Source organism: Variovorax sp. SPNA7 (assembly GCF_033807855.1).
Taxonomy (GTDB): Bacteria; Pseudomonadota; Gammaproteobacteria; order Burkholderiales; family Burkholderiaceae_C; genus Variovorax; species Variovorax beijingensis.
This window is the reverse complement of the sequence record NZ_CP138514.1, coordinates 1055510-1081892: the sequence shown is the minus strand read 5'-3', so window position 1 is coordinate 1081892 and position 26383 is coordinate 1055510. Positions and strand designations below refer to the sequence as shown.

The 26383-nt window shown below is 65.1% G+C and carries 17 protein-coding genes; 10 read left to right on the top strand and 7 right to left on the bottom strand.

From position 1 onward, the window contains the following. Positions 1-58: 58 nt before the first annotated feature. Positions 59-418: a hypothetical protein gene (locus tag RZE77_RS32850; protein WP_319442856.1), complete on the bottom strand. Its 360-nt coding sequence runs from the start codon at positions 416-418 to the stop codon at positions 59-61. Between the two features lie 122 nt (positions 419-540). Here RZE77_RS32850 and RZE77_RS32845 point away from each other — a divergent pair, with 122 nt between their 5' ends. After that, on the top strand, positions 541-1191 hold the full coding sequence (locus RZE77_RS32845) for a hypothetical protein (protein WP_319442855.1): 651 nt from the start codon (positions 541-543) through the stop codon (positions 1189-1191). Positions 1192-1196: 5 nt separating this feature from the next. Here the strand turns inward: RZE77_RS32845 and RZE77_RS32840 are convergent, their stop codons facing one another. The 3 genes from RZE77_RS32840 to RZE77_RS32830 form a co-directional block, all read right to left on the bottom strand. After that, positions 1197-1598 (bottom strand): GreA/GreB family elongation factor, encoded by a 402-nt coding sequence (locus RZE77_RS32840; protein WP_319442854.1) that lies wholly within the window; start codon positions 1596-1598, stop codon positions 1197-1199. A gap of 326 nt (positions 1599-1924) precedes the next feature. Beyond that, positions 1925-2791, bottom strand: coding sequence for a MurR/RpiR family transcriptional regulator (locus RZE77_RS32835; RefSeq protein WP_319442853.1), 867 nt, complete (start codon positions 2789-2791; stop codon positions 1925-1927). Next, positions 2788-3909 (bottom strand): DmpA family aminopeptidase, encoded by a 1122-nt coding sequence (locus RZE77_RS32830; RefSeq protein ID WP_319442852.1) that lies wholly within the window; start codon positions 3907-3909, stop codon positions 2788-2790. The genes RZE77_RS32835 and RZE77_RS32830 overlap by 4 nt, the downstream gene beginning before the upstream one ends. A 99-nt stretch (positions 3910-4008) precedes the next feature. Here RZE77_RS32830 and RZE77_RS32825 point away from each other — a divergent pair, with 99 nt between their 5' ends. The 7 genes from RZE77_RS32825 to RZE77_RS32795 are packed head-to-tail and all read left to right on the top strand — an operon-like array spanning position 4009 to position 11715. Then, the gene (locus RZE77_RS32825; RefSeq protein WP_319442851.1) at positions 4009-5592 is read left to right on the top strand and encodes an ABC transporter substrate-binding protein; all 1584 of its coding nucleotides are present in this window, start codon (positions 4009-4011) and stop codon (positions 5590-5592) included. Between the two features lie 16 nt (positions 5593-5608). Continuing rightward, a complete protein-coding gene (locus RZE77_RS32820; RefSeq protein ID WP_319442850.1) occupies positions 5609-6565 on the top strand; it encodes an ABC transporter permease in 957 nt (318 codons plus the stop codon). An 8-nt stretch (positions 6566-6573) separates the two neighbouring features. Beyond that, entirely contained in the window at positions 6574-7422 is an 849-nt protein-coding gene (locus RZE77_RS32815) for an ABC transporter permease (protein ID WP_319442849.1), read from the top strand. After that, the gene (locus RZE77_RS32810) at positions 7422-8399 is read left to right on the top strand and encodes an ABC transporter ATP-binding protein (RefSeq protein WP_319442848.1); all 978 of its coding nucleotides are present in this window, start codon (positions 7422-7424) and stop codon (positions 8397-8399) included. The genes RZE77_RS32815 and RZE77_RS32810 overlap by 1 nt, the downstream gene beginning before the upstream one ends. Next, a complete protein-coding gene (locus tag RZE77_RS32805; protein ID WP_319442847.1) occupies positions 8396-9169 on the top strand; it encodes an ATP-binding cassette domain-containing protein in 774 nt (257 codons plus the stop codon). The genes RZE77_RS32810 and RZE77_RS32805 overlap by 4 nt, the downstream gene beginning before the upstream one ends. Before the next feature lie 18 nt (positions 9170-9187). Further along, positions 9188-10180, top strand: coding sequence for a P1 family peptidase (locus RZE77_RS32800; RefSeq protein WP_319442846.1), 993 nt, complete (start codon positions 9188-9190; stop codon positions 10178-10180). A gap of 38 nt (positions 10181-10218) precedes the next feature. Beyond that, entirely contained in the window at positions 10219-11715 is a 1497-nt protein-coding gene (locus RZE77_RS32795) for a M81 family metallopeptidase (RefSeq protein WP_319442845.1), read from the top strand. Positions 11716-11728: 13 nt separating this feature from the next. Here the strand turns inward: RZE77_RS32795 and panD are convergent, their stop codons facing one another. The 3 genes from panD to RZE77_RS32780 all read right to left on the bottom strand — a co-directional run bounded on the left by panD (position 11729) and on the right by RZE77_RS32780 (position 13328). Then, complete coding sequence (gene panD / locus RZE77_RS32790) at positions 11729-12130, bottom strand: aspartate 1-decarboxylase (protein WP_062365117.1); 402 nt, start codon at positions 12128-12130, stop codon at positions 11729-11731. 54 nt (positions 12131-12184) lie between these two features. Beyond that, positions 12185-12937: a winged helix-turn-helix domain-containing protein gene (locus RZE77_RS32785; protein ID WP_319442844.1), complete on the bottom strand. Its 753-nt coding sequence runs from the start codon at positions 12935-12937 to the stop codon at positions 12185-12187. A gap of 208 nt (positions 12938-13145) precedes the next feature. Continuing rightward, positions 13146-13328 carry a hypothetical protein gene (locus RZE77_RS32780; RefSeq protein WP_319442843.1) on the bottom strand — a complete coding sequence of 61 codons (183 nt, stop codon included), beginning with the start codon at positions 13326-13328 and terminating at the stop codon, positions 13146-13148. A 427-nt stretch (positions 13329-13755) separates the two neighbouring features. On the opposite strand from RZE77_RS32780, the gene RZE77_RS32775 reads away from it, so the two are divergent. Beyond that, on the top strand, positions 13756-14088 hold the full coding sequence (locus RZE77_RS32775; RefSeq protein WP_319442842.1) for a hypothetical protein: 333 nt from the start codon (positions 13756-13758) through the stop codon (positions 14086-14088). 115 nt (positions 14089-14203) lie between these two features. Next, positions 14204-26362: an ESPR-type extended signal peptide-containing protein gene (locus RZE77_RS32770; protein ID WP_319442841.1), complete on the top strand. Its 12159-nt coding sequence runs from the start codon at positions 14204-14206 to the stop codon at positions 26360-26362. Positions 26363-26383: the final 21 nt, after the last annotated feature.

Below are 26383 nucleotides of genomic sequence, written 5' to 3'. Positions count from 1 at the left end.
GTTTCCTTCGTGCGAGGGATCGCGCCCGCAATGATGCACCTTCCGGCAGGCCGGAGCCTCAGCGGCATTCCTGAAAGCGCTTGCATTCGGCGGTGACGCGGATGGACGTCAGGGTGTTCTCCCCGTCGATGTGCTTCGCGGTGAACCTCACCCACGAACCCTCCGCAATGCCGGCCAGCAGCGCCCGGTCCCTCACCCTGAACCTCTGGACCGTGAAAGGAAGCTTGGCCCTCGGAAGCAGCTTCAGCCGGACATACAGCTTGCCGTCGGCCTCCTCCCCGACGGAGGCGAGACGCGCATACGTGGTCACCGGCGCCGCGTCGGCAGCGGCTTCCGCGGGCCGCGGTTCAGCGCGTTGAGCAGCCGCCCCATTCACGATGGCGAGGCTCAACGCAGTCATGAGGACGAAGCGCAGCATATTCGTGGAGGGAGTGAGGCTGCCGGTGATTCTGTCAGGTGCAACCTTCGGCGGAGCCAAAGATGGGGCCCGGAAAGGTCTCAACCCGATAATGCGCTCCTCTTATCCGGATCCAGAAAAAAATGAGTGCCGCAGATTTTCTTTTCGCCCCTGAGGTGCAAAAGCTCTTGAAGGTCGTCTACGCGGCTCCCGACCAACCGTTTACGCCAGGCGAACTGGCCCAGCGCTCGAAGCTCGACCTCGCCGATGTGGCGCGCACGCTGGAGCACCTCGTCGGCAGCGGCATCCTGAAGAGGCAAAAGCCGAAGGCGGACGAGTCCGACACCGTCACGCTCGACCGTTCGTTTGTCTTCCACGACGAGCTGCGCAGCATCGCTCTGAAGTCGTTCGCTGCCGCGGAACCGCTTCGCTCCATGCTGCGCAGCAAGTTCAAGGACTCGGTCCTGCGCGCCTTCCTGCTGGGTGAGGACAAGGACGGCACCGTGGAGCTCCTGGTCGTGCACGGCCAGTCGATACCCGATGAAGCCGCCATGGCAGCCGCCTGCCAGAAGCTGTCGAAGACCATCCACCGCCATCTGAAGGTGCATGTCATCTCGAACACCAGGTTCGACAGCCTGGCGGTGCGCGACCCGCTCGCGTCCAAGCTGGCAGCGGCTTCGGCGCTCGAGATCATCGCGCTCGGAGACACCAAGGCCCAGCCGCCCATCGAGCGGGTCGGGCTCCTGCAAAGCGCGAAGAAGAAGTTGGCGACGCTGTCGCGTCCGTCCTCCTGAGCCGCCTACGTGGTGTAGTCGCCGGTCGCCTCGGGCTGGAAGAGGATCGCCGCGACTTCCGCGGCGCATGTCTCTCCGTTCGGGGCTTGCCACCTGGCGGTGTCTCCGACCTTCAGGCCGAGCAGGCCGGTTCCCACCGGCGACAGCACCGAGATGAGGCCGGCCGCGGGCTTGGCCTCTTCGGGATAGCAGATGGTCAGCGTCTGCCGCCGACGCGTGTGCGTGTCGACGATCTCGACGCGCGAGCACATCGTCACGATGTTGCCGGGCACGGCCCTCGAGCTGGTCACCTCGGCGCAGTCCAGAAGGTCCGCAAGGCTGGGCGGCAGGTTGAGCCTGGGCAGCTTGTTCAGGCGGGCGAAATCAAGTTCGGTGAGCGTGCGCTCGCCGTGGATCGTTGCATGCATTGACGCACTCCATTCGTGCAACCCCGTCGATGGATGACGATGGCCGCGGACGCGCGGGACTTGTGCCCGGCGGTGGATGGTTGCGCTGAAGAGGAAGAAAGAGAGCGACCGCCGGGCCTAGAAATGTGCGGGCGGTTGCCTGCGACCCGACTTCAACGCCACGCGTGCACGCGCGCACTCTGCGGCAGCAAGCAGCGCTGCGGCGGTGTGGGTGAAGACGAGGGGGGTCGACATGTCACGTAGTCTATTCAGCGCCCCGCCGTGGGGCAAGCAATGTCCTCAGGGTTCTTGCCGGATTGCGCGCTGGAATGGGCCTCGAACAGGTGTCAATCAAGGAACGCGCCAAATCGGTCCTGCAGCTTCTCGAGCCGGCTGACGCGTTCGCCGACCTTCTTTCCAAGTTGCTGGATCACGCTGTTCATCAGGAGGTTGAAGAAGCCCACGATCGCAACGGTGGAGTCCCAGAAAAATCCGACATCCGTCTGTACATGAAAAACATGCGGGGTGCAGATTCGGGCCCAGTGGCAGTAGGCATCCGTGATGACAAACACGGGAACGCCGGCTTCGGCGGCAGCCGAAGCCAGTGCTTCGGCCTGCTTCGCATAGCGGCGAATGTCGACCAGGATCAGGCAGCGTGTCTGGCTCTTCAACGAGCCGAGCAGTTCGGAGTAGGTGCCGTCGGCGCCATCGAGGAATTTCACGCCCTCGCGCACATATTCGAGCCGCGCCGCGAAGTCGGAGGCGATGCCGCGCACGGTCTGGTAGCCGGCAACAAAAACATGTTGGGATGTCGCGACCTGCCGCACCATCGCTTCCCAGTGCTCGCCGGCAGCCAGATCGTAGGCCCCCAGCATCGCTTCGATTTCCTGGGTGAGCTGCGCACTGCGCACGCCGGACACGGAACTGTGGTCGCGACTGAACTGCTCGAAGCGGCCGGCGATGCGAAGCTCCGCGGGCGCACTCAGGCGACTGGCTTCGCGCCTGACCTCGTCGAAGCTTTCGTAGCCGAGCGTGCGCAGGAAGCGCCCGACGGTCATCGGGCTCACGCCGGATTTTCGCGCCACCGACGCGGCGTTTTCCAGAGTCAGCTCGCGCGCGTTCGCGGTCAGGTAGGCGGCCAGAAGCCGCTCCGAGCGTGTCATCTCGGAGGACGCCGCTTCGATGCGTTCAAAAAGGGATGGAGAGGATTTCATCGGATCTCGGCGAGGCGGCCATGGCGCCGCATCAGGCCGACCAGCATACTGTGATCCAGCGCCTCCACGCGCGTGTTGTTCCGGCCCACCATGGTCCGGGCGGCAACCAGCGCGTTCAGGATGCTCTCCTCCACGGCTTCCACCACGCCCAGGAAGAGCGGATCAAGCGTGTGCTGGGCCAGATACTCGGTCCGGCAGACGCCATGATCACCGGGCGTTTGGTCCGAGTGGGTGGTGAATGCCAGCATGATGTCGCCTGAGCCGTCCCCTCCCGGCGTGCCGGTTCTGCCCACGCCAAGCGCGGCACGCCTTGCAAGCCGCTTGAGCTGGCTGGACAGAAGCGGCGCATCGGTCCCCACGACGACGATGATCGAGCCTTGCTCGCGCGCGGCCGGCTCGTTGTGTGGGCCGCCCGGACCCGGTATGCATTCGCCGATCGGCACACCCAGCACGTTCAGCCATGGGCGGATGCCCATGTTGGCCTGGACCAGCACGCCCACGCGGTAGTCCTGGCCCGCCACGCTCACGATGCGCGATGCGGTGCCTGTGCCGCCCTTGAAGCCATAGCAGACCATGCCCGTGCCGCCGCCGACGTTGCCTTCCGCGACGGCACCGGGCGCTGCAGCGGCGATGGCTTCCAGGACGTGGGATTCCTCGATGTGCAACCCATCCATGTCGTTGAGCACGGCATCGCAGGTCTCCGCGACCACCGGCATTAGCCAGGGGTAGGCGCCGCGGTCGCCATCGACTCGGCAGAGCCATCGCACCAGCGCGTGATGGACCATTCCGATGCTGTGCGTGTTCGTGAGGCCGATAGGGCCGCGAAAGATGCCGGCCTCTTCGATCCAATGCGTCCCGGTCATCTCGCCGTTGCCGTTGAGCGCATGCACACCGGCCTTGACCGGCTGCAGCACGCCTGACCGGCCTCGCGGCAGGACGATCGTCACGCCGGTGCGCACGGGCCCCGCACCAACATGCAGCGCGCCGTCCCCATGGATGAGCGTCGTCTGCCCGACTTCGACGCCCGGGATGTCCGTGATGGCGTTGGCAGGGCCGGTCTTGCCGGGGAAGCGCAAGCCCAGATCTCTCGCTCTCGTCTGTGCGGTGAAAGGGGGCAAGGGATTACTCCTATGTGTTGGTATTAATATTGCATTGACCTATTGAATGGTAGTCAAATAACATTTGTGTGTCATCAATCGGAAGGACGGATAGTTCAAATGACTGGAATCTCGTGTGCGTTCAGACGTGGCCGGGCCTGGCTGCCCGCAGCAATTGCGGCTGCATCTCTTCTTGTCCTGCCCGGCCTTGCGCTCGCGCAGGGCCAGAAGCCCGTCATCTGGGGCAAGCCGTCGGAGGTGCTTTCCACCGATCCGCATTCGTCGGGCGATGGCTCGTCGTGGACGGTCTTCTATCTGATTTACGACCAGTTGCTGAGTACGGATGACAAGCTCAACATCACGCCCAAGCTGGCCGAATCCTGGGAGCAGGTCTCGCCCACGTCCTATGTCTTCAGGCTGCGCAAGAACGCGGCGTTCTCCAATGGCCGGCCGCTGACCTCCGCCGACGTGGTGGGCAGCCTCAAGCGCCTGACGGATCCGCAGAAGGCGCGCGGCTGGGGCAAGCAGATCGGCGGCGTGAACGATGTGGTCGCGATCGATGCGCACACCGTGCGCATCGACCTGGCCAAGCCGAACACCTCGCTGCTTTCCATCCTTTCGGTGGCGACCACCTCGATCCTGCCGATGAAGGAGATTGAAGCCGGCAGCTTCGACCCCGCCAAGGGAATGCTCGGCTCGGGTCCCTACAAGGTGGCGCAGCACCGACAGGACGAAGCCTGGCTGCTGGAGCGCAACCCGCACTATTGGCAAAGCGGCAAGCCGCTCATGGACAAGATGACGATCCGGGTCATGCCCGACGATGCGGCGCGCCTCGCAGGATTGCGCGACGGCAGCATCGACGTGGCGACCTTCGAGAACCCGGACACGCCGCGCCTGCTGGGTGCCATCCCGAGCGTGCAGTCGGTGGTTCAGAAAACGCCCAACTACTTCCACCTGGACCTGAGCGGCCTGAACGGCAACTCGGTTTTCAAGGATCGCCGCGTGCGCCAGGCGGCGGCGCTGGTCGTGGATCGGCCCGCGATTGCGAACGCGGTTTTCGGCGGTGAATCGGCGGTCGAGTACGCCGTGCCCAGCGCTTTCGGCAAGAAGCTCTGCGACGGGCTGCCGAGCTACACGCTGCCGCGCAAGGAGCGGGTGGCCAGGGCCAAGGCGCTGCTGAAGGAGGCGGGCCATCCCAATCCGCGCATCAACCTCATTGCCTCGTCGGTGCTGGTGACCTATCCGTTGATCGCCCAGGTGCTGCAGCCTCAGCTGCAGGAAGCCGGTTTCAGCGTTCAGGTGCAGCAAGTGCCCGTGGCCGAGTGGTACAAGCGCGTCCTGACGACGAATCCGAAGGACTCGAACTTCGATGCGTCGCTGACCTGGTTCGCGGGCTTCTCGGATCCGGGCATCGTCCTGAACTGGTGGACCTCCGGCTTCTCGCCGGTGTTCACGACGTTCCTGGAGCCGCTGGCCGAATACGGCGACCTGATGGCGCAGGTCCGGCAGACACCCAACGGGCCCGAGCGCGACAAGCTGATGACGCGTGCATGCGGATTGATCGAGAGCTCGGCCAACATGATTCCGCTGGTCGGCAAGCCGGACTACATCGGATTCCGGCGCGACCAGCTCGATGCGCGCTTCGGCCCGCTCGAAGGCAACTTCGACGTCTTCAAGTACGTGGCCGATTTCAAGCGCCGCTGAGTCACAGGGCCCAAAGATGCGAATCGTCTATTACCTTGCCTTGCGCCTCGCGATCGCTGCGCTGACCCTCGTGGGGGTGTCGATCCTGGTCTTCGCCGGCTTGCGCCTGCTCCCGGGAGGCTTCGAGCAGATGGTGCTGGGCCCGGATGCCTCGGTGGAGGCGCGTGCCGAACTGGTCGCGAAGTTCGGGCTCGATCAGTCGGGTCCGGCGCAGTACGTGAAATGGCTGGGTGCGGCTGCGATCGGCGACCTCGGGGTTTCGATGGCGACCAGCAAGCCGGTGGCCGACGAAATGGCGCGCCGCGCGCCCGCGACGGTCCAGGTCGCTGTGATCGCGACAGCCACGGCACTGGCCGTCGGGCTGCCGCTGGGCCTGCTGGCTGGGCTGGGCGTCGGCGGATGGCGGTCCGTCGGCCGCGTGGTGGGCGCACTGGGGGCCAGCGTGCCCGAGGTCGTGCTCGGCAGTGTGCTGGTGTACGCATTCTCCAGGTGGAGCCTCGGTGCGACGGTCGGCGGCTATGTGCCGCTCACCGAAGACCCGGGCGTCAGCCTGCGCGCCACGCTGTTGCCGGGCATGAGCCTCGGCATCTTCGGCATCGCGCTGCTGGTTCGCACCACGCGGGATTCGGTCCAGCGCGTGCTGACCGATGGCCATGTGCTCACCGCCATCTCGCAGGGACGGAGTCGTTGGCAGATCGTGCGCCACCATGTGCTGCGCAATGCGTCGATCCCTGTGCTGACCGTGACGGCCACCTACATCGGATACCTGCTCGGCGGGGCATTGATTGCCGAGATCCTGTTCTCCGTGCCCGGGATCGGGCTCTACGTCTACAGCGCGCTGGGCAACCGCGACTATGCGGTCGTGCAGGCCGGTGTGCTGCTCGCCGCCGCTGTTTTCATTGCCGTGAATACGGTGGCCGACCTGGGCTATGCCGTGCTCGATCCCCGCATCGACGCCAGGCGCCACGGGTGAGGTTTCGAATGATGCAATTCACCAAAACCATCCTGCGCTTCGCGCGCCGCGATCATCTGGCCGCAGCCGGCGGGCTGGTCCTGCTCGCGCTGCTGTTGTTGGGAGCCCTCGGCCCCTGGCTGCCGCTGGGCGACCCGGACCAGATCGGCGCCGGCCCGCGCTTCGCCGCGCCCTCGTGGGCGATGCCCTTCGGCACGGATGAACTGGGCCGCGACCTGCTGCCGCGCGTCGTGCGCGGAATCCGTGCGACCTTCGTTCTTGCGCTGGCATCGGTCTGCGGGACCGCGATTCTCGGCACGCTGATCGGGCTGTACGCCGCTTATGTGGGGCGCTGGATCGACACGGTCATCGCCCGGGCCATGGACATCATGTTCGCCTTTCCGGCGCTGATGCTGGGGCTGCTGGTTGCCGCCGTGGTCGGTCCCGGGAGCATTTCCGCGCTCGCCGTGATCCTGTTCGCCACGCTGCCTCTCTTCGTACGCGTGGTGCGCTCGGTCACGCTCGGCATGGTGGGCCGCGGCTTCGTGACGGCGGCCGAGGTGGCGGGCGCCTCGCGCCTGCGCGTGATGCTGGTCCATCTGCTGCCCAATGTGCTGGGCGCGGTGCTGGTGCAGTTCACCTACGCGGTGTCGATCGGCATCCTGATCGAGAGCGGGCTGAGTTTTCTGGGGCTCGGCTCCCAGCCGCCGGAATCCTCGCTCGGCGCCTTGCTGCGCCTGGGTTCGGTGTACCTGACGATCGCGCCCTGGCTGGCTCTTTCGGCCGGCGTGGTGCTGGCCCTGTCGATCGTGGCTGTGAACCTTCTGGGCGATGGCCTGCGCGACGCTCTTGAACCTTTGCGCGGAAGGCGGCTTTGATGAATGAAGCAACAACACCCCCGTTGCTGGAGGTGACGGACCTTGTCATCGAGTTCGGCGATGCACCCGGTGCCACGCACCGCGCGCTGGACGGGGCAACGCTCTCGGTGCGCGCCGGCGAAGTATTGGGACTGGTCGGGGAAAGCGGCTCGGGAAAGAGCACCCTGGGCCTGGCGGTGGGGCGGCTGCTGGCGGACAACGCCCGCCGGCCCGGCGGCGAACTGAAGGTGAACGGGCAGCCGGTCTTCGAGCTGGATGATGCGGCGATGCGCGAGCTGCGGCGCCGCACGCTCGGCTTCGTTTTCCAGAACCCGATGGTCGCGCTGGATCCGACCATGCGCGTCGGCAAGCAGGTCGCGCTGGCGGCTGGCAGCAAGGCGGCGGTGCGCGACCTGCTGGCGCGCGTCGGGCTGCGCGACATCGAGCGTGTCGAGCGCAGTTTTCCGCACCAGCTGTCGGGCGGCATGGCGCAGCGCGTCGTGATTGCGATGGCCATCGCGCGCGGGCCGATGCTGCTGGTGGCCGACGAGCCCACGGCCTCCCTGGACGCCACCCTGCGCGAGCAGATCTTTGCGTTGCTCGTGTCGTTGCGCAATTCAATGAAAACCGGCGTCGTGCTGCTGAGCCATGAGCTGCGCGCGGTGGCCCGCCATTGCGACACCGTGGCCGTCATGTATGCGGGCCGCGTGGTCGAGTACGGCCCGGCATCGGTGGTGTTCGCACGGCCTGCGCATCCCTACACGCAGGCGCTGCTTGCCGTGGCGCCCGGCAGGGAAAGACTCGGCGAGGTCCTGGCATCGATTCCCGGCGCGCCGCCGGCGCTCGGCGGCCGCAGCGAGCATTGCGCCTTTGCCGACCGCTGCGGCCATGCCAACTCCGACTGCCGCTCCCTGCGGCCCGAGCTGCGCGAGATCGAGGGACGTTCGGTCGCATGCCACCACGCCGGCGAGCTGGTTCAATTCAAGGAGGCCGCATGACGGAGCCTGTGGTGTCGCTCGAGAGCGTGGGCGTGACGTTCACGGCCGGCCCGGTCTGGAACCGGCGCCGCGTCGATGCGGTGCGCGATGTGAGCCTGTGCATCCGAGCCGGTGAAACGCTCGGCCTGGTCGGAGAAAGTGGCTCCGGAAAAACGACGATGGGCCGGCTTCTGCTCGGGCTGCAGGCTCCCACGCAGGGCGCGGTGCGTTTCCTCGGCGATGTCGTTCCCGCCTCGCGTCGAGCCCGGCAACTCCTGCTCGCAGGGCGCATGTCGGTGGTGTTGCAGCAGCCGGAATGGGCGCTCAATCCCCGGCTTCGCCTCGGCGTTTCGGTGGCGGAGCCGCTTGCGGTGGCCGGTGCGGGAACGCTCCAGGAGCGCCGCGACCGCGTCGCGCAGACGCTTGCGCTGGTGGGCCTCGACCCGGGGTTCGCCGAGCGCTTCCCGCACGAGCTCTCCGGTGGCCAGCGCCAGCGGGTGGCGATCGCGCGGGCGTTGATCACGCAGCCCCGGTTCCTGGTGTTCGATGAAGCGGTCAGTGCACTCGACGTCTCTGTGCAGGTGCAGATCCTCAATCTGATTCGCGACCTGCAGCAGCGCCATGGTTTTGCTGCCCTCTTCATCTCCCACGACCTGGCAGCCACGCGCTACGTATGCAGCCGGATCGCCGTGATGCGCTCGGGAGAAGTGGTCGAGATCGGCGACGCCGCGCGCTTCTACGAGAAACCGCACCACGTATACAGCCAGGCCCTTTGGCAGGCTGCAGCCTGAACAAGAAAGAGTCGAGAAATGATGAAGAACGATGTGAGTGCCGCGCAAGACCTGGTCCCGCGGCTGTGGCACGGTCCGTCGGATGGCCGAACGCTGTCCTTTGACTTTCCCCAACTGAGGATCGGCATTGCGGAGTACGAGGAGGGGCCCACTGGTTGCACGGTCCTCCATGTCGAGGGAGGCGCCGACTGCGAAGTCGACGTGCGCGGCGGCGCGCCGGGCCTTCTTGGCGGTTACCCGCGCGTGGATGCGGTCAGCCTTGCGGGCGGCTCCCTGTACGGACTGGAGGCGGCCACCGGCGTGACATCGAGCATGCTGGCCGAGCGCGGCGGCGCAGTGGGCTGGGGAAAGATCGCGCTGGTCTCCGGCGCCATCATCTACGACTTCGGCGGGCGCACCAATTCGATCTATCCGGACAAGGCGCTCGGCGCGGCAGCCTACCGGTCGGCGCAGGCAGGGGCCTTTCCGCAGGGCGCGCGCGGCGCGGGGCGCTCGGCCGCGGTGGGCAAGTTCGCGGCCTATCCGGACTACGAGCGCGAGCCCGGCGGACAGGGCGCCGCATTCGCGATGGTCGGCGGGACGCGCGTCTTCATTGCCACCGTGGTCAATGCGCTGGGCGTGATCGTCGACCGCCAAGGCCGAGTGGTGCGCGGCCTGCGTCATCGGCGCACGGGTGTGCGCCATCACCCGCGCGAGGTGCTTGTGCCCACCGCCCCGGCCGCTGCCGACGTGCCCGCCGCACCGATGAGCACCGTTGCCACCACCGAGAACACCACGCTCACCGTGCTCGTGACCGATCAGCCCATGCCCTCATTGCTGCTGCGGCAACTCGGCAGGCAGGTCCACTCCTCGATGGCTCGCGCCATCCAGCCGTTCCACACGCCGCACGACGGCGACATCCTCTTCGCTCTCTCCACGGGAACAGGAACTGCAACGGTCGACCCTTTCGTTCTTGCCGAAGCCGCATCGGACCTTGCGTGGGATGCGGTTCTTCAGGCGGTGGACGCCTGACCGCTGCGAATCATCCATCGACGACTCCGAGGAAATCAATGAACCACAAAGCTCCCCTTCGCCTGCTCCTGGCTTGCTTCAAGCATGAAACGAACACCTTCTCGCCCGCGCCGACGCCGCTGCGGCGGTTTTTCCGCGACGGCGACATCCCGCTCGTCGGCGATGCCGCGGCAACAGCCCGGCGTGGCACGGGCACGGGAATGGGCGGCTTCCTTGAAGTGACCGATCGCGAAGGCTGCGAGATCACGGTGGCCGTGGTCGCCGAGGCGAGCCCGAGCGGGCTGGTCGACACCGAGGCTTACGAGCGGATCGTGGGACTGATCCTCGACGCGGCCCGGGGCAAGGTCTTCGACGGGATCCTGCTCGATCTGCATGGGGCGATGGTCACGCCCGCGCATGAAGATGGCGAAGGCGAACTCCTGCGCCGGCTTCGCGAACTGCAGCCGACAGTTCCGATTGGCGCGGCGTTCGATATGCACGCCAATCTCTATCCCGACATGGTCGCGCGCCTGACGGTTCTCAGCGGATACCACACCTATCCGCACGTCGACATGGCCGCCGCGGGCCGACGAGCCGCGGAACTCCTGGTGCGCACGATTCGTGGAGAAATCCGTCCCGTGCTCGCATGGGACAACCGGCCCATGCTGCCGCACGTCATGCGCCAGGGCACGCATGCGCAGCCCAACCGGTCGCTGCAGGCGCGTTGCGTCGAGTTCGAGCAAACCGGGACAGTGCTCGCCGCCTCCGTGTTCACCGGCTTTCCGCATGCGGACATCCGCAACGCCGGCCTTTCGGCCGTGGTGTGCACGGACGCGAATGAAGAACAGGCCAGGCGAGTGCGCGATGAGTTGCTGGATCAGGCATGGGAAAACCGCTCGGCCTTCCTGTACGAGGGGCAGCCGCTGGAGAAATCGGTCGCACAGGCCAAGTCCGCCACCGGGCGGTTGGTCGTCCTGCTCGATCACTGCGACAACAGCGCGTCCGGTGGCACGATGGACACCACGGGCGTGCTGGCCGAGGTGCTGCGCCAGGACCTTCAGGACGCGGTGTTCTATGCCATTCGCGATCCGCAGGCGGTGGAGCAGGCCATTGCCGCAGGCATCGGCAACGAAGTCACGCTGTCACTCGGCGGCCTGAGCGAGCTGACCGCCACCGGTGATGCCAACCCGCCGCTCACCCTTTCGGCGCGCGTGCGCACCATCAGCGATGGCACGTTCCGGCTGCGCGGTCCCATGATGGCCGGGGTTGCGATCAGCGCAGGCAAGACCGTCGTGCTTCAGGCCGGCGGCGTCCAGGTCGTAGTGACTTCGGTGGCGACCGAGCCGCATGACCTGGCGTATCTGCTGTCGCTCGGCATCGATCTTGATCGAGTCAGGTACCTGGTCCTGAAGAGCCGGGTGCATTGGCGAGCCGGCTTCGGCAGCCTGGCGGAAGGCGTGATCGAATGCGACAGCGTCGGCGTGACGACGTCGGACTATTCGAAGTTGCGCTTCGAGCGCGTGCGGCGTCCGATCTACCCGCTGGATGCACTGTAAGTCGATCGCTCGCTCAGGCCATTGCAGTCTCGCCAGAAGCCGCCTGCACCGGAATGTGCGCGCGCTCTTCCTTGATGCGGTTCGCTCCGTCCACGAACACCAGCTTGGGCTTGTAGCCTGCCACCTGGTCTTCGGGCACCAGGCCGAAGGCCGCGATGATGATCAGGTCGCCCACCGAGGCCCGGCGTGCGGCCGAGCCGTTGACCGAGATGATGCCGGTGCCGCGCTCGCCCCGGATTGCGTAGGTGACGAAGCGCTCGCCGTTGTTGATGTTCCAGATGTGCACCTGCTCGTTCTCCGCCAGGTTGGCGGCATCGAGCAGGTCTTCGTCGATGGCGCAGGAGCCCTCGTAGTGCAGTTCGCAATCGGTGACGGCAACGCGGTGGATCTTGGACTTGAGCAGGGTGCGGAACATGGGTGGACTCTTTCTCTCTGCGAAGTGGGTCGGACCGGAAGGATAGCCCGATCCTCACCGCACGATCTTTGCGGCCCTCGCCTCGCCTGATATGTAGGCGAGCTGATAGCCCTGCCGGTAGATGCCGCGCAGCACGAATCCGTTCTCGTCGCGCAAGTCCAGCTTCTTTCGCACCTTGGTCGCGCACACGTCCACGGTTCGCGTGCCGAGCCGGGGCTTGCTTTTCCATACCCTCGTCAGCAGCCACTCGCGCGAGAGCACGCGCCCGGCATTGCGGAACAGTTCCAGCGCAAAGGTCCATTCGAGCTGCGTGAGATGGATCTTGCGGCCGCGGAACTCGACCGAGATCGATTCAGGGCAGAACTTGTAGTCCTCCCAGGTCATCTCGCCCTCGAGCCAGCCGAGCTGGCCCGGAGCATCCTGCCTTTTCAGGAGCACCTGGATGCGCCATTCCAGTTCCTGGATCCTTGTCTGCAGCACGTTGAAATCCATGACGTCGTCCCACGAGGCTTCGCGGATCTGGGGCGCGAGAAGCTTCCACTGTTCCTCTTCCACGACCAGGAGCGTGGGTATGCGGAATTTTCTGCATACCTCGGGAAGGCCCTTGTACTGCGACGGGTCATGCAGCGTAAGGAGCAGCAAGTTGAATCGCTGCCCCATGCAGAACGCAATCAAGAAATCGGCAGCGTTGGTGAACAGGATAGGTTGGTATCCCAGCACGACCAATTCGTCATGCAGGGCATCGATGCGTTCATTCGTTGTGCCCAGGAGCGCGACTGACAAAGGGCCTGCATCTTGGGTCGTCATCGCCGCTCCACTCTCACTGGCTTGTTCACTATTTCTCTTAGAGCAGTGGCTCTAACTATTAAGGATGGACACAAAGGCTATTCAACAAATACAAGGTAGCAAAGGCACAAACGCACGAATCGACTCTGTGGTGACCAAAAGATGACTGGCAGCGCGGTGTAAATGATGGTTAGTGCAATCTTGTGGCGTTTGTAAGCAAAGCAGATGCTCATTTCTGACGATGTTTGCTCGGACAGAAATGCGAGGCTTCTTTCTCGGCCATGCGCTTGATGATGGCTGCCTGGCGCATGTGATAAATCACCTTGCGCAGCACTCGCTCCGCTTCGTGCTGAAGGAAGTCGTTGGCCTTCGGATCCTTGCGGTACATCCGAAGGATCGTGGCCGCTTGCATCACCTTCTGTCGGCTCCTGAGTGTGTGCAAGCGAGAGAGATCGTGCAATTCGGCCCTCATGGCACGTGGCCAGAATGCGGTTTTATATCGGCAAGAGCGCCGCACAACGTGCGCGAGTCCCGTTCGCAAAACAGGAACGTCCCAGGCTGAAACTCCAGTTCGGAAGGTCAGGTAAGAAGACTAACCATGCATGCAGCCCATTCACGGAAGGCTGATGCCCGATAGCGCATGGGCCGTGACTAAAGGCGCGTGCTCGATTGTGAAAAGCGTTGTTGAGAACCATTCCGAGCCAATCAGCAAGCGCACTTGCGCTAGTGGTCAATTTGGCTGCGCTGTGAGGCTTCTGTTGCCTAGGAACGCTGCACACATCTGAATACGCTCGTAACAGGATTCGTGTCTATGCAGGGAGGGCTGGCAAAGCCGGCCGGTGAGTGTTTCGGAAATCCGCCTCGTCGCACCGTCACTTCAAGAGAGTGGCTCATGGTCAGGCGCGCAGAACCGTATTTCTTCTTTGGCGCATGTCGCGCCGCTCCCTGTGTCCATCTCGATCCGCGAGGCCCTGCCAATGCGTTCTGTCACACGCCGGCACGGCCTCGATTTTCTTGTGCTTGAGAACAAAGAGATCAACAGGGATTTCATGACCATGACCACAGCAATCGCGAGCAGCACGGCACTGGAAAGTGCCGCTGACTCGGAGCGCGGCAACAGGCGCCAGTCCACAGCGTTCTTCACGCCGCACTTGCCTCCTTCGATCTCCTAGATCGAATTCCGCCGATTGCTCCAGGCAGCGATCCGCATCGCCGGCGCGAGCCGCTTTCCCCAATTTTCATCCTGGCTGCTGTCGCGCCAGTAGCCACCGCTCAGGTCCTCTTTTTATGAACAAGTCATACCGGTCAATCTGGAACGAATCTCTCGGCGCCTGGGTGGCGGCGTCTGAAACCACCAAGGCGCGGGGCAAGAAGTCGAGCAGCCGCAAGGTGGCCGCGGCGCTCTTTTCTCTGCTCGGCGCTGTTGCGGCACCGGGGGCGTTCGCCAATACGTTGATCACCGCTCAGACCTGCGTTACAGGTAGCAGCGGTACGGTCGGGCGCACCAATCCTGGCACGACCAACAGCAATCCGGGCGATGGAAGTGGCACTTACTCGGTGATTGCCGGCTGTCAATCCAGCGGAAATCTTCAGACTGCGGCCACCGTGTATGGCGCTTTCTCTCAGGTGACGGGCACCGGTGGAACGGCCATCGGCTTCCTGAGTCTGGCGGGCAAGTGGGGCTCAGCCTTGGGGCTCGAGTCCAAAGCGACCGGAATTGCGGCGACGGCGCTCGGTTTTGGTAGTAACGCGACGAATCGCAACGCAGTCGCCATTGGTGGAGCCGGCGGTGATGGCACGACGCCGCTGACGGTTGCCAACTCCACCACGGCTTCCGGTAAAGGCGCGATCGCCGTAGGCAGCAACGACATTCGAGGTGCCCAGGCGCTGGCGGACGACAGCATCGCCGTTGGCGGGCAGTCGACTGTGGTGGCCACCGCTACTTCGGGCATTGCTGTTGGCCGGGGTGCGACGGTCAACGGCGCCAATGGCTTTGCGGCTGGCAACGGCGCGACAGCGGAAAGCGATGCGGTTGCGCAAGGTACCAATGCAAAGGCACTGGGATCCTCAACGATCGCCATTGGCAACAACGCGCAAGCCAGCGGCGTGCAGTCGATCTCCATCGGCACCGGCAACGTCGTGTCCGGCAACAACTCGGGTGCCTTGGGCGATCCGAGCTACGTGACCGGCGCGGGCACCTACACCATCGGCAACGACAACGGCACGCTCGCCAATCCGATTGCGGCGGACAACGCGGGCGCGTTCGGCAACAGCAACCTGATGAGCGCGGCGGCAGACAACAGCCGCATCGTCGGCAACGGCAACAGCACCGGTTCGGCCAACACGATGATCGTGGGCAACAACGTGACCATCGGCACGGGGCTGGATGGCGCGGTGGTGCTGGGCAACAACAGCACCGTGTCTGCGGCGGTCGATACGCCGAGCACTGCCATCAATGGCACCACCTACAACTTTGCGGGCGGCGCGCCGGCCGATGGTGACGTACTGAGTGTTGGCTCAGCTACGGCGCCGCGCCAGATCCAGAATGTGGCCGCCGGCCGCATCAGCGGCAGCAGCACCGATGCGATCAACGGTTCGCAGTTGTTTGCGACCAACCAGGCGGTGACGGCATTGGATGGGCGCGCCGATACGCTGGGCGCCAGCACCGCGACCAACCTGGGCGGCGGCTCGGTCTACGATCCGGCGACCGGGGCGGTCAGCGCGCCGAGCTACAGCGTCAACGGCGCCAACTACTACAACGTCGGTTCTGCGCTTTCGGCAGCCACCACGCACTACTACAGCGTCAACGATGGCGGCACGCAAGGCGGCAACTACAACAACAACGGCGCCACCGGTGCGAAGGCGCTGGCAGCAGGCGTGGGTGCAACCGCCAGCAACACCAACGCGATCGCGATCGGTCAGTCATCGACGGCGTCCGGCGTCAATTCTGCCGCCATCGGCGGACAGGTCCAGGCCCGGGGCGCGCAGTCGCTCGTCTTTCAGAACAACTCGAACGCCGACCTTGTGGCGGCGGGTCTCGCCTCGGGCGCGCAGTGGGTGGCAGTGGACAACACCTCCGCCTATTCCATCGCCATCGGTAGCTTGAGCCAGGTGGTCAACGCCCAGAACGCCATCGCCTTCGGCAGAAACGCCAGGGTCGCCTCGACGGGCAACAACGCCATCGCCATGGGCACCGGCGCCTATGCGGCCGCGGCGTCCGACGTGATCATCGGCCACGAGGCGGGCACCGGCACTGCCGCCTTCAGTACCTCGCAGGTAGCCATTGGACACTGGGCGGGCCGCATCGTCACGGGCATCGGCAACATAGCCACGGGCTACGATTCTGGCAACAGCGTGACCGGCGACTACAACAATGCGAGTGGATCGGGCGCTGGCAGAAGCGTGGCCGGCAACTACAACCTCGCCAGCGGAACGAGTGCCGGCCAGAACGTCACCGGCTCCCGCAATGTAACCAGCGGAATCGTCGCGGGCCGCAACATCCAGGGCGACAGTAACATCGGAATGGCGGATGGTGCCGGTTCGAACGTCACCGGCTCCCGCAATGCGGCCCTTGGATACAGAACAGGTCGCGATGTCGAGGGCGACAGCAATACGGCCATTGGCGCCAATGCCGGCGGCAGCGTGATCGGCAGCAACAACGTCGCCATAGGTACGGACGCAGGCAGGACGGTCACGGCGTCCAATACGGTGTCGATCGGCAACGCGGCCAAGGCGAACGCGGCCGATGCCATCGCCATCGGCACCGGCGCGCAGGCCAACGGCGTGCAGTCGATCAGCGTCGGCACCGGCAACATCGTCAACGGCGCGAACTCCGGCGCCTTCGGCGACCCGAATACCGTCAACGGCTCGGGCTCGTATGCGGTAGGCAACAACAACACCATCAGCGCCAATAACACCTTCGTGGTGGGCAACAACGTGACCGTGGGCACGGGGTTGGATGGTGCCGTCGCGCTCGGCAACAACAGCACTGTTTCTGCAGCGGTCGATACGCCCGGAACCACGATCAACGGCACCACCTACACCTTTGCTGGCGGCGCTCCGGCCGATGGCGACGTGGTGAGCGTAGGTTCAACTGCTGCACCTCGCCAGATTCAGAATGTGGCTGCCGGCCGCATCAGCGACGCCAGCACCGATGCCATAAACGGCAGCCAGCTTTATCGCACCAACCAGGCGGTGACAGCGCTGGATGGCCGCGTGGACACGCTGGGTGCCAGTACCGCGACCAACCTGGGTGGCAGCTCGGCCTACGATCCGGTGACCGGGGCGGTCAGCGCGCCGAGCTACACGGTCAATGGCAGTACCTACAACAACGTCGGTTCCGCACTCGCTGCAGCCACCACGCACTACTACAGCGTCAACGACGGTGGCGCGACTTCCGGCAACTACCAGAACGACGGCGCCACCGGCAACAGGGCGCTTGCGGCAGGCGTGAATGCGAGAGCCGTCGGAGCCCGTGGCGTGGCCATTGGCAGCAATGCGTGGGCCACCGGAGACAACGCGCTGGCAGCCGGCAATGCGGCCGAAGCCATCGGCAACGATGGCGTATCCATCGGCAGCAACGCGGGCCGGGCAGCGATCGATGGGGGCAGCAGCGTTTCGATTGGCAGTGGTGCGGGCAGCAATGCCAACGGGCACTGGAACGTGGCGATAGGTCCGCAAAATGCAGGTGCACAGGTCGTGGGCAACGGCAACGTCTCGCTCGGCCAAGCGGCCAACTACCGCACGCAGGGCAGTTGGAACACCGGCACCGGCAGCTACGCCGGCAACAACAGCACCGGCAGCTACAACGCCTACAACGGCTTCTACGCTGGCGCGCATGCCAACGGCAGCAACAACGTGGCCACGGGTGCGACCGCCGGCTACTGGGTGGAAGGCGACGGCAACGTCGCTTCCGGCGTGAAGGCCGGCAACGGCATCATCGGCAGCAACAACGTGTCCATCGGCAATGGCGCTGGCACGGCCGGCACGTTCGCCGTGCAGACCGATGCCTTCGGCAACATCATTTCCGCTTCCGGTGGCATCGTTGCCAGCGACACTGTCGCCATTGGCAATGCAGCGCTGGCATCCATGGACGGCGCCGTCGCCATTGGCGCCAGTGCGCAGGCCAACGGCGACTATTCCGGCGCATTCGGCAACAATGCCACGGCCGATGGCGCACATAGCAATTCGTTTGGCTTCCGTGCCCGAGCGCTCGGCAACTACAGCACGGTGCTTGGTGACTTTGCCGTCGCCTACGGTACCCACGGTACTGCGGTTGGAGCGTCCTCGGTAGCCACTGGCGCCAATTCGACCGCACTCGGCATGGAGGCCTACGCCAACAACGATGACGATGTGGCGCTGGGTTCGCGTTCGGTGACGGCGGCTGCGGTGGGTACTGCCAGCACCACCGTCAACGGCACGACCTACAACTTTGCTGGTACGACGCCGACCAGCACAGTCAGTGTAGGTGCCGCGGGTGCAGAGCGCACCATCACCAATGTGGCCGCTGGCCGCATCAGCGGCACCAGCACCGATGCCATCAACGGCAGCCAACTTCATGGCACTAACCAAGCGGTGACGGCATTGGATGGCCGCGTGGACACGCTGGGCGCCAGCACTGCGACCAATCTGGGCGGTAGCTCGGTCTACGATCCCGTGACCGGAGCGGTCAGCGCGCCGAGCTACACCGTCAACGGCGCGACCTACAACAATGTCGGCAGCGCGCTGGCGGCCAGCACGACGCACTACTACAGCGTCAATTCGACGAATACGGCGGCCGGCAGCAATTACAACAACGACGGCGCCACGGGCGTGAATGCGCTGGCAGCGGGGGTAGGCGCCTCGGCCGCAGGCGGAAGCAGTGTGGCTGTAGGTGATGGTGCAAACGCCAGCGAATGGTGGGCGATTGCCCAGGGCAATCAGGCCAGCGCCGGGGGGATAGCTGGCGTGGCAATCGGTTACCAGGCAAGCGCTGCTGGCGATTACACGATTGCCATTGGCGATCGTGCGGGAACCGGTTCAACATCCATATCAAGCACATTCGTCGGCGTGAGTGCCGGAGAGAGTTCCTCCGGCCATGCGAACGTTGCTGTCGGCATTCAGGCCGGCGGGAGATCGTCCGGCGACAGGAGTGTCTACGTAGGAACTGCGGCAGGCCAACAGGCCACCGGTGATTCGAACGCCATGGTGGGCGATGGCGCGGGCGTCTTGTCGGCGGGGAGCTCGAATTCGGCGTTCGGCGCGGGGGCCGGCTCTTTCGTAACTGGAAGCCACAACAGCGCGTTTGGCGCGGGAGCGGGAGATTTCACGAGGGGTGAGCTAAACACCGCGCTTGGAACCGAGGCGGGTTCGGGGGTCCAGGGAGGCAGCAATCTCGCAGTCGGTTCCGGCGCTGGGCAATCCGTGATGGGTGATCGAAATACAGCGCTCGGAGACCGCGCTGGCATGGGGAGACAGGGTAACGACAACATAGCGAGCGGAACTGGCGCAGGCTTTTGGGGTTCGGGGAATGCCAACATCGCCCAGGGTACTGGTAGTGGCTTCGCCGTAACCGGGAACAACAACATTCTCTCGGGATCGTCGGCAGGCACTTTTACGACGGGCAACAACAACATTGCGTTCGGTGCATCGGCGGGTACCGGATATTTCGTGGACGTCATCGCAGAAACCGTGATTGACCGGAACGGAAACGCGGTCGATGTTTCCTCGCCTTCGAGCATGCCCTCCGTTGCCTTGAACGACACCGTTGCCATTGGCAACCAGGCCATCACGGATGCCGATAGGTCGATCGCACTGGGCAAGGGCGCGCTGGCTGGCGCCGTAGGCAAGACCGACGCTATCGCCATCGGTACTGGCGCGCGGGCAACGGGCCTGCAGTCCATCAGCATTGGCACCGGCAACGTGGTCAGCGGCGATCGTTCGGGCGCCATTGGCGATCCCAATACCATCAGCGGCAGCGGTTCGTACGCGCTGGGAAACAACAACACCATCAGCGCCAACAACGCCTTCGTGGTGGGCAACAACGTCACGGTGGGCACGGGCCTGGACGGTGCCGTCGTGCTGGGCAACGCCTCAACGGTAGCGGCAGCCGCGGATACGTCCAATACAGCCATCAACGGCACCACCTACAACTTTGCCGGCGGTGCACCGGCCGATGGAGACGTGGTGAGCGTGGGCTCTGCTACGGCGCCGCGCCAGATCCAGAACGTGGCTGCGGGCCGCATCAGCGGCACCAGCACCGATGCGATCAACGGCAGCCAACTCTATGGAACCAACCAGGCATTGACGGCATTGGATGGGCGCGTGGATACGCTGGGTGCCAGCACCGCGACCAACCTGGGTGGGAGTTCGGTCTACGACCCGGTGACCGGGGCGGTCAGCGCGCCGAGCTATACGGTCAACGGCAACACGTACAACAACGTCGGCAGCGCCATCACGGCAGCCGGTGGAGGCTGGAACATGAGTGCCGATGGCGGTGCGTCCAGCGAAAACATCGGCCCGGGCGACACAGCCAACTTCGCTGCCGGCAGCAACTCCACAGTGAGTCGAAGCGGCAACACCATCACGTACGGCGTGGTGGCCAATCCGACTTTCGCCGGCACGGTCACAGCGAACGGCGGCCTGACTGTGGGTGCGGGGCAGACGGTGAACATGGGCAATAACGTCCTCACCAACGTTGCGACTGGTACTGCCGACACTGACGCGGCCAACGTGGGCCAAATGAACACCGCCGTGGCGGGCGCGACCGCGAGCGGCTTGAACTTCACCGGCAATGACGCCACGGCGGGCAACGTCCATCGCAACCTGGGCCAGACGCTGGCGATCAATGGCGGTGCGACCACGTTGGGCAGCTACTCGGGTGCCAACCTCAAGACAGTGACCGATCCAATCTCCGGCGCAATCAGGCTGCAGGTGGCTGATGCGCCGGTGTTTGGTGGCGCGGTGAAGGCCAACGGCTTCGATGCCAGCGGCAACACAATCACCAATGTCGCAGCCGGCAGTGCCCCGACCGATGCGGTGAACTACTTGCAGTTGCAGGATGCACAGGCTGCAGCAACTACGCATTACTACAGCGTCAACGACGGCGGAGTGAGCGGCGGCAACTACAGCAATGACGGTGCTACGGGACTGAACGCCTTGGCGGGCGGCGTGGGAGCGAAGGCAGCCGACACGGGTGCTGTTGCGCTGGGTTGGAATAGCAATGCAACCAGCGACAGGTCCGTGGCGATAGGAGCATCTTCAACCGCGAGAGATGGTGCCGCGGTTGCCCTCGGCAGCGGTACGACGGCAAGCGGCCTCGGAACGATCGCGATCGGCTCCAACGTGGAGGTCGACGATGGAAATATTCATGACGTCGTAGGTATCGGCCGCAATATGGAGATCGAGGGTGACTCCTTCGATGTGGTGGCCATGGGACGCAACATCGGCGGCGAGGCACTCAGCCGTGGCATTGCGATCGGTTCCGATATCAGCCTGCAGGACGGCATCGCCAATTTCATCGCGATGGGAGCCGAGGCGAAAGTGGCCGTCAATGGTGGTATTGCCATCGGCGCCAGGGCGAACGCCGGCGCGCAGGAGGGCGACGTGGCGCTCGGTTCCGGTTCGATCACGGCGGCTGTGGTCGCCACGCCCGGTGGCGTCATCAACGGCAAACCTTACGAATACGCTGGAGCGGCCCCGGTCTCTACAGTCAGCGTGGGCGCGGTGGGTGCCGAACGCACCATCACCAATGTAGCTGCGGGCCGCGTTAGCGGTACCAGTACCGATGCCATCAACGGCAGCCAGCTGTACGCTACCAATCAGGCCATCGGAACGCTGGGAGACACGCCCCTGACCTTCACCGGCAACGCGGGCACGGTGGACCGCAAGCTGGGCGAGACGCTGCAGATCACCGGCGCGGCCGGGACTGCGGGCAGCTACTCGGGTGCCAACCTCAAGACCGAGATCGTGGGCAACGAGGTGCAGATCAAGATGGCCGACGCACCGGTGTTCGCAAGCCTGAGCACCACAGGTGGCGCCAGCATTGGCGGCAATCTGAACGTGGCGGGCACGACCACTACCAACAATCTCACCGCCACCGGGACGGCAACACTCAGCGGTCCCACCGTCTTGAGCGGCGGCACCACCATCAGCAGCAGCCTGACGGTGAATCCGGGCACCACGGTGAACATGGGCAGCAACGTTCTCACCAACGTCGCGACCGGCACGGCCGACACCGACGCGGCCAACGTGGGCCAGATGAACACCGCTGTGGCCGGTGCGACCGCCAGCGGCCTGAATTTCACCGGCAACGACGCCACAGCCGGCAATGTGCACCGCAACCTCGGTGAGACGCTGGCCATCAATGGCACCGCGACCACGACTGGCAGCTATTCGGGTGCCAATCTCAAGACGGTGACCGATCCTGCAACAGGCGCGATCAAGCTGCAGATGGCCGAAGCGCCGGTGTTCAACAGCCTGAGCACGACAGGTGGCGCCACCATCGGCGGCAACCTGAGCGTGGCGGGCCAGACCACCCTCAGCGGCGGCTTGAGCATGGCCGGCAGCACCATCACCAATGTGGGCACCGCCGTCAACGGCACCGATGCCGTGAACCTGAATCAGGTGAACACGGCCGTATCCGGTGTGAGCACGAGTGGCCTGAACTTCACGGGCAACGACGCCACGGCCGGCAACGTCCATCGCGATTTGGGCCAGACGCTAGCGATCAACGGCACTGCGACCACGGCGGGCAGCTACTCCGGCGCCAACCTCAAGACCGTGACCGACCCGGCAACGGGTGCGATCAACCTGCAGATGGCTGACGCTCCGGTGTTCTCGAGCCTGAGCACGACAGGCGGCGCCAGCATCGGCGGTGATCTGAACGTGGTGGGTACGACCACCCTCAATGGCCCGACCGTGCTCAGCGGCGGCACCACCATCAGCAACAGCTTGAACGTAGGCAGTGGCACCACCGTGAACATGGGCGGCAACGCGATCACCAACGTCGGAAATGCGGTCAGCGGCACCGACGCTGTGAACCTGAACCAGCTCAATCAGGTGAGCACCGTGGCAGGCAAGGGCTGGAACATGCAGGCCAACGGTGGGACGAGCGACAACATCGCGCCTGGTGACACGATGAACGTGGTCAACGGCAGCAACACCACGGTCGAATACGACCCCACGACCAACCAGCTCAAAGTGGGCGTGGTGGAGGCGCCGACGTTCAGCAGCATCAGCACCACCGGCGGTGCCACCATTGGCGGCAACCTGAGCGTGGCGGGTACGACCACCACGAACAATCTCACGGCCACTGGCACGACGACGCTCAGCGGCGGCACCACCATCGGCCACAGCCTGACGCTGAATCCGGGCACCACGGTGAACATGGGCGGCAACACCATCACCAATGTGGGCACAGGTACCGCGGCCACCGATGCAGCCAATGTGGGCCAGGTGAACACCGCGGTGTCCGGTGTGGCCGCCAGCGGCTTGAACTTTACCGGCAACGACGCCACGGCCGGTAATGTCCACCGCAACCTGGGCGAGACGTTGGCGATCAACGGCGCAGCGACCACGGCGGGTAGCTACTCGGGCGCCAACCTCAAGACCGTGACCGACCCCACAACGGGCGCGATCAACCTGCAGATGGCCGACGCGCCGGTGTTCTCGAGCTTGAGCACAACGGGTGGCGCCGCCATCGGCGGCAATCTGAACGTGGCGGGCGCCACCAGCCTGAACACGCTCGATGTCTCCGGCCCCACCAACCTGAGCGGTGGAACCGTCATCGGCAACAGCCTGACGGTGGCAGGCGGCACCACGGTCAACATGGGCGGCAACACCATCACCAACATCGGCAATGCGGTCAGCGGCACCGACGCTGTGAACCTGAACCAGCTCAACCAGGTGGGCACGGTGGCAGGCAGGGGTTGGAACATGCAGGCCAACGGCGGTGCGGTCGACAACATCGCACCCGGCGACACGATGAACGTGGTCAACGGCAGCAACACCACGGTCGAGTACGACCCCACGACCAACCGGCTCAAGGTCGGCGTAGTGGAGGCGCCCACTTTCAGCAGCATCAGCACCACCGGCGGCGCCAGCATCGGCGGCAACCTGAGTGTGGCGGGAACGACCACCACCAACAACCTGACGGCCACGGGTGCAACGACCCTGAACACGCTGGCCGTGAGCGGGCAGACCACCCTCAGCGGCGGCCTGAGCATGGCGGGCAACACCATCACCAATGTGGGCAATGCGGTCAACGGCACCGATGCCGTGAACCTGAACCAGGTGAACACTGCCGTGTCTGGCCTGAACACGAGCGGCCTGAACTTCACCGGCAACGACAACAGCGCCGGCAACGTTCATCGCGACCTGGGCCAGACACTGGCCATTAATGGCGCAGCGACGACGCCAGGCAGCTACTCGGGCGCCAACCTCAAGACGGTGACCGACCCGGCAACGGGTGCGATCAACCTGCAGATGGCCGAAGCGCCGGTGTTCGCGAGCCTGAGCACCACCGGCGGCGCCACCATCGGCGGCGATCTGAACGTGGCGGGTGCGACCACGCTGAACACGCTCAACGTCTCTGGCGCCACGGCCCTCGGCGGCCCCACCGCCTTGAGCGGTGGCACCACCATCAGCAACAGCCTGACGGTGGCAGGCGGCACCACGGTCAACATGGGCGGCAACACCATCACCAACGTCGGCAATGCGGTCACGGGCACCGATGCCGTGAACCTGAACCAGCTCAACCAGGTGGGCACGGTGGCAGGCAAGGGCTGGAACATGCAGGCCAACGGCGGTGCGGTCGACAACATCGCACCCGGCGACACGATGAATGTGGTCAACGGCAGCAACACCACGGTCGAGTACGACCCGACGACCAACCGGCTCAAGGTGGGCGTGGTGGAGGCCCCCACTTTCAGCAGCGTGACCACCAACGACCTGACGGTGAACAACAACGCCACGATCGGCGGCAGCCTGAACGTGATGGGGCCGACCGTGCTCAGCGGCGGCACCACCATCAGCGGCGGCCTGACCCTCACCGCCAACACGACGGTGAACATGGGCGGCAACGTCATCACCAACGTGGGCGCGGGCACGAACCCTGGAGACGCGGTGAACAGGAGCCAGTTGAACGCGACCAACCAGAACGTGGCCAACCTGGACGGCCGCGTGAACAATATCGCGGACAGCGTGACGGCGATGCAAGGCGACATCACGACGATCAGGGACGACGTGTCGGCGCTCGATGGCCGGGTGGCCAACGTCGAGAACACGGTCAACACCATCAACAACGGCGGCGGCATCCGCTACTTCCGCCACAACGTGGGCGACGCGTCCATGCCGGACGCCACGGCCGACGGCAAGGCTTCCCTCGCGGTGGGGTCAGGTGCCAGGACGACAGCGGCCGCCACTCAGGGCGTCGCCATGGGCATCAACGCCGAAGTGGCGGCCGCCAACGGCACGGCGCTGGGTTCCAACACCAGCGTCAGGGTCGAGGGCGGTGTCGCGCTGGGCGAGGGCTCGGTGGCCTCCACCGCGGCGGGGATCAAGGGCTATGTGCCGGGTTCGGCCACCACCGAGCAGGCGCGGGCGATCGAGGCGACCACCAGCACCAGCGGCGCGGTGAGTGTGGGCGATGCGGCCAACGGCCAGTTCCGCCAGATCACGGGCGTGGCCGCCGGTACCCAGGACAGCGACGCCGTCAACGTGGCGCAGCTCCAGGGGGTTGCGTCGGCTGCGTCGAACAGGTGGAGCACGGGCAACACCGCCCACTATGTGGCGCCGCAGGCCTCGGGCAGCGAGTCGCTGGCCACCGGCTCGGGTGCCAGTGCATCGGGCGCGAACTCGATGGCCAGCGGCAACGAGGCCATTGCCAGCGGTGCCAATGCGGTTGCGGTGGGCAACGGTGCAGTGTCCACTGGCCTCTCGGCCACGGCGCTGGGACAGGGGGCCACCGTGAGCGCTTCCAACAGCGTGGCGCTGGGCGCGGGCTCGGTGGCGGTGCGCGGTCCCCAGACGGGCTACGCCGCCGCCGGCCTGAGCGTGCCGCAGAACTCCGCGGGTGAAGTGTCCGTGGGCAGCGAAGGCAGCGAACGCCAACTCACCAACGTGGCAGCGGGCAGTGCCGGCACGGATGCGGTCAACGTCAACCAACTGAACGGCGCGATGGCCAACGTCAACAAGGCGTTCAACGCAGTGAACCAGCGCGTCGACAACGTCGAGAAGGATGCGAATGCAGGCTCCGCGGGCGCGATGGCCATGGCCAGCATGCCGCAGGCGTCGATTCCCGGCAAAAGCATGATGTCCGCTGGCGTCGCGAGCTACCAGGGGCAGACGGCCATTGCCATCGGCGTCTCCAAGCTGTCGGACAACGGCCGCTGGGTGGTCAAGTTCAATGGTTCGGCCAATTCGCGCGGCAAGGTCGGCATGGCGGTGGGCGCAGGGTTCCATTGGTAAGCCGCAACAAGCCAAAGAGAT